Source organism: Tunicatimonas sp., assembly GCF_049647865.1.
Lineage (GTDB): Bacteria > Bacteroidota > Bacteroidia > Cytophagales > Cyclobacteriaceae > Tunicatimonas.
Genome location: NZ_JBARYM010000923.1, coordinates 1 through 12815, shown reverse-complemented (window position 1 = coordinate 12815; position 12815 = coordinate 1). Strand labels below are relative to the sequence as shown.

At 45.3% G+C, this 12815-nt stretch carries 10 protein-coding genes; 4 read left to right on the top strand and 6 right to left on the bottom strand.

Annotation, left to right across the window (positions count from 1 at the left end):
* Together WBA23_RS26135 and WBA23_RS26130 are read right to left on the bottom strand one after the other, a co-directional pair.
* The coding region (locus WBA23_RS26135; RefSeq protein ID WP_424585216.1) for a TonB-dependent receptor domain-containing protein at positions 1 to 2157 on the bottom strand (2157 nt) is incomplete at its 3' end.
* Between the two features lie 70 nt (positions 2158 to 2227).
* Positions 2228 to 4564, bottom strand: a complete 2337-nt coding sequence (locus tag WBA23_RS26130; protein WP_424585215.1) for a TonB-dependent receptor domain-containing protein — start codon at positions 4562 to 4564, stop codon at positions 2228 to 2230.
* A gap of 251 nt (positions 4565 to 4815) precedes the next feature.
* On the opposite strand from WBA23_RS26130, the gene WBA23_RS26125 reads away from it, so the two are divergent.
* The 3 genes from WBA23_RS26125 to WBA23_RS26115 are packed head-to-tail and all read left to right on the top strand — an operon-like array spanning position 4816 to position 7469.
* Complete coding sequence (locus WBA23_RS26125) at positions 4816 to 5862, top strand: sensor histidine kinase (protein ID WP_424585214.1); 1047 nt, start codon at positions 4816 to 4818, stop codon at positions 5860 to 5862.
* Positions 5843 to 6547, top strand: coding sequence for a LytR/AlgR family response regulator transcription factor (locus WBA23_RS26120; protein WP_424585213.1), 705 nt, complete (start codon positions 5843 to 5845; stop codon positions 6545 to 6547). Before WBA23_RS26125 ends, WBA23_RS26120 begins: the two co-directional genes overlap by 20 nt.
* A 34-nt stretch (positions 6548 to 6581) precedes the next feature.
* Positions 6582 to 7469 (top strand): dienelactone hydrolase family protein, encoded by an 888-nt coding sequence (locus tag WBA23_RS26115; RefSeq protein WP_424585212.1) that lies wholly within the window; start codon positions 6582 to 6584, stop codon positions 7467 to 7469.
* A 24-nt stretch (positions 7470 to 7493) separates the two neighbouring features.
* On the opposite strand, the gene WBA23_RS26110 is transcribed toward WBA23_RS26115, so the two are convergent.
* Positions 7494 to 8819: a PepSY-associated TM helix domain-containing protein gene (locus WBA23_RS26110; RefSeq protein WP_424585211.1), complete on the bottom strand. Its 1326-nt coding sequence runs from the start codon at positions 8817 to 8819 to the stop codon at positions 7494 to 7496.
* A gap of 2 nt (positions 8820 to 8821) precedes the next feature.
* Positions 8822 to 11284 carry a TonB-dependent siderophore receptor gene (locus WBA23_RS26105; RefSeq protein WP_424585210.1) on the bottom strand — a complete coding sequence of 821 codons (2463 nt, stop codon included), beginning with the start codon at positions 11282 to 11284 and terminating at the stop codon, positions 8822 to 8824.
* Positions 11285 to 11328: 44 nt separating this feature from the next.
* Here WBA23_RS26105 and WBA23_RS26100 point away from each other — a divergent pair, with 44 nt between their 5' ends.
* Entirely contained in the window at positions 11329 to 11457 is a 129-nt protein-coding gene (locus tag WBA23_RS26100) for a hypothetical protein (RefSeq protein ID WP_424585209.1), read from the top strand.
* A 142-nt stretch (positions 11458 to 11599) separates the two neighbouring features.
* On the opposite strand, the gene WBA23_RS26095 is transcribed toward WBA23_RS26100, so the two are convergent.
* Both WBA23_RS26095 and WBA23_RS26090 read right to left on the bottom strand, forming a co-directional pair.
* Positions 11600 to 12541: a DUF6607 family protein gene (locus tag WBA23_RS26095; protein ID WP_424585208.1), complete on the bottom strand. Its 942-nt coding sequence runs from the start codon at positions 12539 to 12541 to the stop codon at positions 11600 to 11602.
* A 36-nt stretch (positions 12542 to 12577) separates the two neighbouring features.
* On the bottom strand, positions 12578 to 12815 hold a 238-nt coding region (locus tag WBA23_RS26090), incomplete at its 5' end, for an HmuY family protein (protein ID WP_424585207.1).

Here is a 12815-nt window from a genome sequence, read left to right as displayed (position 1 = left end):
CGTAACGTAGCCCGACTGATAATTACTGATGAACTCGAAGTCAATATCAGCGGGTAGTTTGAACTTGTTAGTTAACCTACCCGACCATTGGTCGCCGGTGAAAGCAAAGGAAACCGATTCAAATTCTCCTTCCCGGCTAAAGTAGTTATAGTTTAAGTCAGCGTTTACCGACCACCAGTCTACGGGGTTGTACTTGGCATTAAGCTCGGCCCCCGTACTATTATTGGTTCCAATGTTTTCAGGACGAGTTTGACTTACTTTGCTATCCTCATCAAGGGCTGGAACAATCTCAAATGTGGCAACTTCCTCAATAACGTCAGTTGTATAGCGATGATAGACCGCTACGTTAAACGAGAACTTATCGCGATCATAAATGCTGGTAACTTCGTAGGAGTCGGTGAATTCGGGTAACAACAGTGGATTACCGGTGCTGACACTAAAGTTGTTACGAATATTGGTGAATGGGTTCAGATCCCACAAGTTGGGCCGGTAGATTCGTCGGGAATATCCCGCTTGCATTGAGAAGTTGTCCGATACTTTGTACGATGTATGACCGCTGGGAAACAGATTAGTAAATTGCTGAACGTTTCCTCCATCAGTATTGACCAGCAGTGTCCGTAAGTCAGTATTCTCTAAGCGTAGACCCAATTTGATTCCAAACCGATCCCCTTCGTAGGCTCCGGTGCCGTACACCCCTAGTACTTTCTGGTCGTAGTCAAAAACATTAGTCAGGCTGGGATCTTCTACCCACTCGTTACTTTCTGAGTTACTTACCGCAAAGTCGTTGGTAACATCGGTAATTACGTACTGAGCCCCAGCTTCTAATGTCAGATGTTCATTAAACGGTTGAGTGTAATCCAGCTTGAAGGTATACTCGCTCTCCAAAAAATCGGTGCGAGTACGTTGCCGATTAGAGATTTCTTTATTTGATAAGTTTCTATTGATAAACTCTGATGATTGATCTTTACCAAAAAAACTACCTAAGGCACTGAACAGCAAAGTATGCTCCTCATTATCGGGAAAGTCTTTCTTGTACTGAAGTTCGTACTGGTACTTGGGATTTACTGCCTCCGTCTCTTCATCCCGATTCTGAATTGAACTCACTGATTTGGCAACATCTAAAAAGGTGAAATCAGTATCGGAAAACTCGGTCTCTAGTTCGTAGGCAAAATGTCCGGTGAGCGAGATTACGTTGTAGGAATTGATGTGGTAGTCAGTACCAAGAATGATGTTAAAGAATGTTTCATTTTTATCGCTTTCACCCTCACTGCTAACGGTAGTATTGTTTTCTGAATCACGGTTAATGGTTCGGGATTGTTGTGGAAAGGTTCGGTGCCCCACTCCTAGCTGACTAAAGAGGTTAAACTTTTCGGTACGGTTGTTCACACTCAAACCTAAACTGTGGTTATTAGGGACTCCCGTGTTTAGCGTGACCGACCCGTTAAAACCTCGCTTCTCCTCCTTCTTGATTACAATATTAATGATACCCGCGGTACCAGCCGCTTCGTACTTGGCCGAAGGATTGGTAATGACCTCAATCCGTTCAATCATGTCGGCCGTGAGCGTTCCTAAAGCATTTCCTCCTTCGCTAGTCAATACGGAGGGTTTGCCGTTGATTAGTATTTGCACTCCGCCACTACCCCTTAACCGTACTTGCCCCTCAATATTCACCGTGACCGAGGGTACGTTATTTAGTACTTCCAGTGCACTCGCTCCGGTGCTGCTCAAATCCTGACCGACATTAAAAACTCGTTTATCCAGTTTAAACTCCGTCTGCGATTTCTCAGCTCGTACTACAACTTCTTCCAGCGTTTGCTCATCTTCACTAACGGTGATCGTACCCATTTCAGCTTTACCATTTCTGATTTTTAGGTCGGAGATGATCTGAGTCTCAAACCCAATAAAACTGATCTCCAGATAGACTTCAGAAGTGGCAGTAGATAAAGTAAAAGTACCATCTGCTGCGGTGGTAGTTCCGTCAACCATACTATCGTCATTCACCATTTTTACCGTCACAGTAGCGTACTCCACTGGCTGACGGCTGCCACTTTCTACTACCTTTCCAGTAATTTGAATCGGTTGATCTTGAGCGACTAAAGAGTGGAAGCTAATAAGAACCAGTATGAAAACTAGAGTAGCTTGGGTGAGTGATTGCATGGCTGAATTTACCAAAAAAACCGATTAATTGTTGATAATGAAGCCAATGTTGTAGATGAGCTAGAACAACCTACCTTCTTCTTGCTCCAGAGTAAGTCATGGCCTCGCCCTTGCCAAAGCCGTAGCTGAACCCTAGCGTAATGAATCGCCCGCGCTGTTCAAAGCTATACAGATAAAATTCGGGTTGATTAATAACGTTTTCCCGGATGCGGGAAGCAAACACATCGCGAACACTGAAGTTGACAACAGCTCTGCCATCTAGCATTTTTTTCCGTAAACCCACATCGCCAAAAGCAAAGCCAGAAACCTCGCTCTGCACCGTTTGGAAACCCGATTGGTAGTTGCCAATTAGTTCCAGATCGAAGTTAGCGGGTAAGGCAATTTTAGAAGTTAGCCGAGATGACCACCGGTCACCGGAAAAGTCAAATGTCTGGTCCTGAAATTCACCTTCCCGGACGAAATAGTTGAGGTTAAAGTCTCCGTTTAGTTTGAGCCAATTTGTAGGACTATATTCGCCATTGAACTCAAATCCGGTGGTTTGGTCGGTACCAATGTTCATTGGCATGGTGGTGTTCACATTATTCTCAAAGGTAGACACCCGCTCAACTACATCGGTGGTGTAGCGGTGGTAAACGCTAGTATTAATGGAGGCTTTTTCCATATTAAAAATGCTAGTAATCTCGTAAGAGTCGGTGTACTCCGGTAGCAGGTCAGGGTTTCCTACGCGAATATTGAAGTTGTTTCGGATATTGAAAAACGGGTTTAAATCCCACAGCCGGGGCCGGTAAATCCTTCGGGAATACCCGCCCTGCATAGATATATTTTCGGTCAGCTTATACGACGTGTGGAACGTAGGAAACATGTTCGTAAAATTCTGATTGTTAGATTCGTTCGTATTGGTTAGCAGGGTGCTTAAGTCCGTATTTTCTACCCTTAGCCCTAATTTTACGCCCCACTTTTCGTCCTCAAAAGCCCCAGTACCGTAAACACCCAGTACTTTCTGATTCCATTCAAAGTTATTAGTCAATTCTTCAATCGTTACTAAATTACCATCCTGAAATTCCCGTACGGTAAAATCATTACCTACGTCATTAATCACGTACTGTGTCCCCGTTTCTATGGTAACTTTTTCACTCAGGGGGTTCGTATAATCCAGCTTAAAGGTATAGTCAGCCTGCTGGTACTCGGTTTCGGTTTGCTGATCATTATTGAAACTTTCGCCTAAGGTGGTAGTATTCGTAAATTCTGAAGCTTGATCCTTTCCAAAAAATCTTCCGGTTGCACTTAATAAGAGTTGGTGATCTTCATTATTCTTAAACTCTTTGGCGTACTGAAGTTCGTACTGCCACTTAGGGTTGGTCGCTTCGGTAGCTTCTCGCCGGTTCCACTCCGATACCACAGCATCATTCTCATCAAATAGGCTGAAATTGTACTCCGACGGTTGGCTCTCAACCTCGTAAGCAAAGTTACCCGATAGCGTAATGACGTTATAATCATCAATATGATAATCGGTACCGAGGATTACATTGTAAAAGGTTTCGTTGCGGTATTCGGTACCGTCGCTGGTAACGGTGGTATTATTAATTCGGTCGCGGTTAATCGTCTCCCCAAACTCAGGAATTGAGCGGTAGCCTACCCCTAGCTGGGTAAACAAATTAAATTTTTCGGTCCTCCGGTTTAAGCTAACCCCGATGCTATGATTATCCGGAATTCCCGTATTCAGTGAAACTGACCCGTTCAGGCCGCGTTTCTCTTCTTTTTTTAGTATGATATTCAGTATCCCTGACGTTCCCTCCGCTTCGTACTTGGCCGAAGGGTTGGTAATCACTTCAATGCTCTCGATCATGTCGGCGGTAATGGTACCAAGGGCGTTACTCTGCTGGTCGGCCAGTACCGAAGGTTTTCCATCAACCAGTATCTGTACTCCGGCACTACCGCGCAGGCTGATCTGCCCCTCGATGCTCACATTAACTGAAGGAACGTTATTGAGCACTTCCAGGGCACTCGCTCCGGCACTGGTTAAATCTTGCCCTACATTGAATACCCGCTTGTCCAGCTTAAATTCGGTACGTGACTTTTCACCTCGGACCACCACTTCATCCAGGGCTTGACTATCTTCGGTCAGTTGGATAGATCCCAAATCAGCTTTCCCGTTGACAATATCAATATCCCGGAAGGTGCGAGATTTGTAACCAATAAAACTTACTTCTACATAAATATTGGTTGATTTACTATCTAGTATAAATGTTCCGTCGGGCCCGGTGGTGGTACCCGCGAGGGCTTCTCCACTGTCTTTATCGGCTACCATTACGGTAGCAAATTCCACCGGCTGTTGACTGGCTTCATCTTGGATAGTTCCGGAAATACTCACCCCTTTATCTTGAGCAATGACAACACTTACACTCAAAACTGTACTGAATAGAAAAAATATAAACTTGAAATAATTAGTCATAGATGTAAAATCAAATAGTAGCGACGTTATAATGCTAAGTACGGGGAATTGCAGTGTGGCGATAAATAAAATCGGTGAACGACCTAACTTATCCGATCAACAGCATAATTTTAGTTGACCGGTCGGAAACTGACGTTGAGGGTAATAAAAATGTAGTTCGTCTTTTTAGGTTGACCCTGAACTGACTTAATGATTATATTGGGAAGATGCCGTCTAAGAATTTTGTTTCACCATTACCTCGCAAAGAAATTTTATTTCAAGTGCTACTGCATGGGGTGGTATTTGTTTTTTACTCCTACGATCGGCACAACCCTCAAATTGAGTCTTATCAGGTAGTGTTCTTTTTGACCTACGCCGTCGCAGCTTTTGTCATTAATTATCTCTTACTACCCCGGTTTCTGTACCAGAAAAAACATTTGCTATTCATCGCCTACGTGGTTGTGGTAATTGCTATGGTTATCTTTTTGGAAGAGGCAGTAATAGAACAAGTATACTTCCCGGACACTAGGGGCCAACGATTTCTGGGAGTGTTTTTTAGTTTATGGGGAGTGCTTCCGGTTATCACGGTATTGTCTGGGTTTAAGTTTGCTTGGGATGCCGTAATGAAGCAGCGAGAAGTAGATGAACTAAAAGCTGCCATGCAGGAGAGCGAGTTGCAGTTTTTAAAATCTCAGATCAATCCCCATTTTTTGTTCAACAATCTAAACAACCTTTATTCGTACGCCATTGACTACTCGCCCCAAACGCCAGAAATTATTCTGAAGCTAAGTTCAGTACTACGCTATATGCTGTATGAGTGTAAGGAAAAGCTAGTGCCACTGGCTAAAGAAATTAAGCAGTTAGAGAATTTTACCCAACTCAGCCAGCTCCAGATTGAAGAGCGAGGAGTGGTAAACTTTACTGCCCAAACTACCCAATCTGACTACCAAATTGCCCCGCTAATTCTAATTGTATTTATTGAGAACGCTTTTAAACATAGTCAATCGGGGCAGTCAGAAAACATCTGGATTGACATTGGTATCCAACTTTCAGAAGAAGGTACACTGGAATTTTGGTGCCGGAATAACTTTAGCGTAGATACTAATACTGACAATCTAGCGAGCGGAATCGGATTAGCGAACGTTAAAAAGCGGCTACAGCTTCTTTATCCAAATGCCCATCAGCTAACTATTGAAGAAACTGAAAATCAGTACGAAGTATGTTTATCGATGCAATTAACGAAACGAGTCCGGCATGAAGTGTATCATTATTGAAGACCAACCTCCGGCTCAGCGAATTCTGAAAAAATATATTGAAGATATTGGCTCACTGGAGTTGAAGGCCACGTTTTCGGATGCCATCCAGGCGATAGACTACTTAAAATTAGAACTCATAGATCTGATATTCTTAGATATTCACTTACCCAAAATGTCGGGTATGGACCTGCTAAAAACCAGCGCTAATCTGCCGCCGGTCATTTTAACTACAGCCTTTACTGATTATGCGCTGGAGAGCTATGAGTTTAATGTGGTAGATTATCTACTAAAGCCCTTCTCCTTCCAGCGCTTTGTAAAAGCCGTTTCTAAGGTTTCGTTGCCAGACCTGGCAGGGCAGAAAACAACGGTACCACCCAAACAAACGCTTAGCACTCGGGAAATATTTATTAAGTCGGGCTACGAGCATATCAAAGTGGCGGTAGACGATATTATCTACATCAAATCCGACGCAGATTATACCGAGCTATTTACTCCCGGTCGAAAATTGCTATCGTCTGAACCTCTCCGCAATTGGTTGAATACATTAGACGGTAACCAGTTTGTTCGGGTGCATAAATCGTACATCGTTAATTCCGCCAAGATCACCAAAGTAGCTGGCAATCAACTATACTTGGGCGATGCACTAGTTATACCCCTAGGCAGAGCCTTTCGGGATGAGTTCTCAAATAAATTTCTCAGCTAAAAAAACTCAATACCATACTTACCCTATATCAACTATGAAAGAAATCAGAAAAGAAGACATTAGCCAGGAAGTGTTTGACCTTTACGATGACTACGCGCACAACCGCCTGGAACGCCGTCAGTTTATGGAAAAACTATCAGCCTACGCGGTAGGTGGTTTGACGTTACCCTCGTTACTTAGCTTTATTATGCCGAACTATCGGGATAAGGTCCAGGTACGGCAGGATGATCCTCGGCTGAAATCAGAATTTATTGAGTACGAATCGCCGAAGGGCGGAAGAACCATAAAAGGGCTACTTTCCAAACCAACTAATGCCAGTAATAAGCTACCCGGAATTGTGGTAGTGCACGAAAATCGAGGGCTGAATCCTCACATTGAAGATGTAGCCCGTCGTGCGGCCCTGGCCGGATTTATTTCCCTGGCTCCTGATGCGTTGACCCCACTAGGCGGTTATCCGGGTACCGACGACGAAGGACGGGAGTTGCAACGGAAGCGAGATCGCGATGAGATGTTAGAAGACTTTATTGCCGCACACGACTATCTGAATGAGCACCCCGATTGCACCGGAAAAGTAGGCGTAGTAGGTTTCTGCTTCGGGGGCTGGATTTCCAATATGATGGCGGTACGCGTACCGGAGCTAGATGCCGCCGTTCCTTTTTACGGAAGCCAGCCTGAAGCTGACGAAGTTTCTCAGATTCAAGCTCCGTTACTACTTCATTTTGGTGAGCTAGATAAACGCGTCAATGAAGGCTGGCCGGAGTACGAAGCGGCTTTAAAAAAGCACAGCAAACAATATGAAGCTCATATGTACGCGGATGCTAATCACGGCTTCCACAATGATACCACCCCTCGCTACGATCCTGAAGCGGCAAAGCTAGCCTGGGAAAGAACAATTGCGTTTTTCAACGAGAAGTTGAGATGAACCGGAAGTATTTTGGCTGATCCGCTAAGCATGAGAAAGTAACTCTTTTTTAGCTACCTTTGGAAGGCGATACTCAAATATGTACCATGCCGTACCGATAAAAATCATCCAGCCGATAGTGATGAGTAGCAGGACGGTGAACGAAGCTTGGTATTGGGTGACTAATAAAGTATACATAAACCCTAGCATCACTCCGTACACCGTCCAGTTCACGTACTTCCAAGGTCCCATTTTTTGTGCCCGAATCCGAACTGCCCCTTTTACTTTACGCTTCTGACTAATCCAGATACCGGTAAGCACGAGTGAAGAAATGCCTAAGCCCAGCAAGAACCAGATAATTTTAGTGACCAGCCCGCCCCAATTGCCAAAGTGCAGTGGGTCGGCAATATCATTGAGCCAAGTAACCGTAGGCAGGGCGGAGGCTCGCTGGACTTTTAACACCTCAAGAGTAATAGGGTGTAGGTAGACCCGATTGGCTCGGTTGCGCACCAGCGGCTCACTGCTTTTTCCAGTAAGGTACAAAGCTGAAGTAGCGTTGGCTGGAGGAAGAATGTCCTTAACCGCTAACCCCTCAATTTCTTGTTGTGCTACCTTTACTGCCTGATCGTAGTCGATAGTGCGCTGTATTTTGACGAAAGCTAACGAGTCAGCAATTGGTTCAACCAATGGAGGCGCTACGGTATTTGCAATATCGGATACGCCACCTACATTAGCCCTCTCTACAAAGTACCAGATTCCGGTTACTGAAAATAAGATCGTGAACGGCACTGACCAAACTCCCACCAACCGATGCAAGCTGCGGAAAAATACAATGGCACCGCGTCCTGTCTTCAGTTCAAATAGCTTACGGTACCACTTCTTATAAAACAGTAGTGCAGTTAGCAACGAGACCAACAGCATAAACCCAAAGATTAATACTGTAAAGTGGCCAAATTGGAACGGGATGAAAAGATAGTAGTGCAAATCACGGAAGAACCGCTGAAAAGTAAGATGCGCCATTCCCTGTACTTCGCCAGTGTAGGGATTCGCAAATACGTAGCGGCGGTGTCCGTCCAGCATCAGGTGAATAATATTGCACAGATAAGGCTCTTCCAGGGTTTGCCAATAAACAATCTTCCCTTCGGGATAAGCCGAGTGAACATTATCCGCCATTTGATTACGAGAAGCCAATTCAACTTGAGAATTAGCCCCCTTTGGATTAGCCCGTATTTCAGGAATAAACAGCCAGTCCATCTCGTGACTCAAAGTAGCCAACGTACCGGAAAAGCACACAATAAAGAACAGTACGCTGAGCTTGATACCAATCCAGCTATGAATCTGAAATAGCTTTTTCCGATCTACTTTAATCATAATCAAAAAGTATAAGAAACAGTCGTCATTACGTTACGGGGAGCACCAGGGAAAGCCCGGATATAATCGTAACCACCTACCCAATGCGTTTTATCCAGTAGATTATTCACATTTACTTGAATACGAAACTTATCTACTTGATAGTACACCGCGGCATCCACCAATTCGTAGCCCGGAAATAGTGGTGGATTTTGCCCCGTAGGTACAATGGAGCCAAAACGCTCGGTTACTAGATTAACGCCTATTCCTACTCCCAGTCCATTTAGTGCTCCCTGATCAATCATGTATTTAGTCCACAGGTTACCTGCGTGGCGGGGGGCATTAGGCTTCTGGCGGTTTTCTTCGGTTTCATCGTCGCTCACAGTAATTACTGCATCGTTGAAGGAGTAGTTGGCGACAATGCTCCAGTTGGGTAGAATTTGTCCGGTGACATCTACCTCTACTCCCTGTGATATTTCTTCCCCAATCTGCACCAGTCGGTCGGGATTGACCGGATCATTAGCATCGTACAGCGCACCGTTTTGTCGTAACCGGTACACCGCCAGAGTAGCACTCAGCCGGTCATCCATCCACTGAGTTTTTGCCCCCAATTCTATTAAGTCACTGGTGAGCGGATCAAATGGCCCACCCGCCAGAGGATTATTGATGACACTGGCGGTTTGAGGTTGGTAGCCCTCTACGTAGGTACCGTACAAATTAACGCGCTCATTAAGCTCATAAACCAGTCCTAAACGGGGAATAAAGGCATCTTGACTCACCCGTTCTTCCTCATCGGTGCGGTAATTAAGCTCGTCGATGAAGAACTCCTGTCGCAGTCCGAGTAAGAACTTTAGCGCGCCCCAGGTTACTTGGTTCTGTAGATAGATGCCGTGATTATGCAGCAGACTTTGGGCGAAAATGTTGGTTTGATAGATATAATCGCTCATATCGCGCAACTGATTGGCTGCCGGGTCGGTGAGGTCGAAGTGGGGCACATTTGGAATAGGGTTGCCACTTTCGTCTAGGGCAAACTCACTGGCATTATCAGGATTAAAGCTTCTAATTGCTCTGGTTCTATCGGCTGATAGGTAGCCCCTTGCTTGTAACTGTGAACCACCCGGCTTTAGGGTCTGACGGAAGTAATCGTAGCCAATCAGTAATTGATGTTCTAGCGGACCAGTTTTTAAGTCTAGCGTTAGATAATTATTGAAGTTGTCGTTGCTCCAGTTCCGCTTCCGAATAAATACCCGCATAGCCACTTGTTCAGGATCAAGGCTGCCGTTGCCCAGCGTAGCGAAGGTGTTAGCAGTGCGGTGTTCTAGTAAATCTTCGCGGTAGTTGGAGTGCAAGTATACACTATTAAACTTGATGCGATCTGTAAACTGATGCTGAAATGATAAAGTGGCATTGAGGTTTTCCTCTTTCAAAAAATCATTGGCAGCGTTTAAGGCCTTGGTAGTGGGTACGGAGAATAAATCACCGTCACCAAACACGGCTTGCCCCCGGTCCAGGCGCCCTTCCGAATTTTGGTAGACAACATCGATATTGAGTCGGGTATCATCATTAGGTAAGAATGAGAACGATGGAGCTACTACCATATTTTTATCGTACTGTAGATCGCGAAAGCTATCGGCGTTTTCGTAGCCCAAATTGAGGCGGTAGAGTAACTTGCCATCTTCAGTCATTGGTCCGGTAAAATCGGCCAAGGTGCGAAGTGTGCTAAAACTGCCTACGGAAGTAGTAATTGACTGCCGAGATTCCTCCAGTGGTTTTTTGGTGACTCGGTTAATCACCCCACCCGGCGAAGCATTGCCAAATAGAGCCGAAGCGGGTCCTTTAATTACTTCTACTCGCTCAATATGGGGGATAAGCTGTTGCTTCCAGAAACTGGTAAATGCGCGCATTCCGTTAATAAGGTTGCCCGAGTTACGCTGGCCCGCCACCCGAAAGCCCCGAATGGTAATGTCGTTGTAGAATGAAAATTGATTAACGCCACTCATGTTCTTCACCACATCGTTGACCCGAAAGGCCGCCTGATCAAGAATCAGTTCTTTCGTGACGTAGCTGACCGATTGGGGTACATCCTTGAGTGGCGTGGCGGTTTTAGACCCAATAAAAGAAACCTTGTTCTGGTAGGTCGTTTCCTTCCGGCCGGTAATTTCTACTTCCTGCAACTGGGTTAAGCTTTCCCGTACGTTAATGTTCAGTTGCGCAGTCTGGTTGTTACCCACCTCGATCGAACGTTGTTGGGTTTGATAGCCTACTCCAGAAATAATTAGTTGATACGATCCGATTGGTATGGCGGTAATTGTAAACTGACCATCAGTATTAGTAATACTGCCCAAGGTAGTGCCTTTTAGGGCAGCGTTGAGACCAGGTATAGGATTGCTGTTACTATCGGTAATTTTCCCCCGAATAGTGCCGGATTGGGCATAGACTACGGAGGCGGCAACAAGTGCTAAAAGTAAGAGTATAGAACGTTTCATTGGTAGTTATGATATAAAAGTAAGCTGATGCAAGACGTAGGCAAATGTTTTTTGACAGCATCATCGTAGCCGAAGCCTTGGAAGCTGACTGCACGGCATTGTATTCAGAAGATATGCAGCACAACTTGTTAGTTGAAAAGCAACTTCGCATTCTTGATCCGTTTAAAAAATAAGTTGGTGCCCCAACTAGGTCGGCCGAAAGTTTCCGGCTGACCTAAGGGGACTTTAAGCTCAAAGAAGCGAAATTTATCAATATTACACCCTTTGAACAGTGAGCAGTGAACCATAGACTACTGCTTTCATCAATCATCAACGTTATTTCCCAGCGGCTACTTCAGTATCAGCCGGAGAGGTTATGTAGCTGGCAATAGTTTCGCGAATGCGGGACAAGCCTGCTTCGCTATCATAGCTGCCGTCGGCCATCAGTTCCTTATTCAGCGGGAATAGCATTTCGTACAAACGTCGGTCACCTACTTTGGTAGCGAATTTAAAGTCTTGTTGCTGCGTAAACACCTCATTCCAAGCGGTGCGTACATCGGCCCAGAAGGCTTGGTTTTCTTGCCACCAATCAGCGGCAGCTTGGCACCGACTGTCGTCTACTTTTTTGTACATATTCATGCCTTTCTCGTGAACCAGCACTCGATCTTTTGCATTGTGGCGACGAATTTTAGCGTTATCTTGTTCGTGTAGGTGACCTTCATCGGTAATCTCGTGCCGATTGGTACGTTGTAACACATTGTAGTCGTCGCGCTTGGTGTACTCCCGGCGGGGTAGGGGGGCATCCACCGTGCTTTCCCAGTAGTGCTTGCCATCGGCGTGAATCCAGGTAGCGTTACCTTCGTAGCGGGGAGCATCGTCTACCTGATACACCTTTTGGGTCCATTGCCCCTGTACTCCATCGTTGCTAAGCGTTTCAAAATTCCATAGCTCATCACCCTGGAAAGTGTACAAATCCTGGTTTTCAAAGTGCCAGTCTTGCCGCCAGTGCTTCAGGGCCATTGTGTCCATCATCACTAAAATATGCTGAAGCGATAGCTTATCTGGGCTTTCTTCTATTAGACCTACCCACTCCAGCGCGTTGGCTACGTAGCGATCGTGAAATTCGTACTTAGCACTAGGAGCAAAGGTTTCTACGTACTGAAAATCTACTTCGTAGCAGCCGCACATGTCTTTAATAGATTGAACATCTTGCTCCTTCTGTCCGTAAGCAGCCAAGCTGGTTAAAGCTAAACTAAGGGTGATTAGCGTATTTTTCATGGTTTATAGTGTTTTGAATGATAGAATAATTAAACGTTAAAATTTACGACTGCCATTGGGCTGCACTGCGTAGCGGAAAGTATAATGCTTACCCTGGGATCGCGTAGCAAAGTTGATAAACTCTTCGCTGGAGGTGTCAGGATTACCTTGGTAGTAGCTCAGTACCTCCATCTTGGCGTAATTCCCCTGAGCAGTTTTCAACACGATAACTCGCCCTGGTATAGTAAGAATTGCTTGCGGCGGATTGCCCCCGCCCGTGTAGTTGTACCAACCA

Coding starts and splice junctions, on each gene's coding strand:
- WBA23_RS26125 (WP_424585214.1), top strand. CDS start 4,816: ATGCCGTCTAAGAATTTTGTTTCACCATTACCTCGCAAAGAAATTTTA.
- WBA23_RS26120 (WP_424585213.1), top strand. CDS start 5,843: ATGAAGTGTATCATTATTGAAGACCAACCTCCGGCTCAGCGAATTCTG.
- WBA23_RS26115 (WP_424585212.1), top strand. CDS start 6,582: ATGAAAGAAATCAGAAAAGAAGACATTAGCCAGGAAGTGTTTGACCTT.
- WBA23_RS26110 (WP_424585211.1), bottom strand. CDS start 8,819: ATGATTAAAGTAGATCGGAAAAAGCTATTTCAGATTCATAGCTGGATT.
- WBA23_RS26105 (WP_424585210.1), bottom strand. CDS start 11,284: ATGAAACGTTCTATACTCTTACTTTTAGCACTTGTTGCCGCCTCCGTA.
- WBA23_RS26100 (WP_424585209.1), top strand. CDS start 11,329: ATGTTTTTTGACAGCATCATCGTAGCCGAAGCCTTGGAAGCTGACTGC.
- WBA23_RS26095 (WP_424585208.1), bottom strand. CDS start 12,541: ATGAAAAATACGCTAATCACCCTTAGTTTAGCTTTAACCAGCTTGGCT.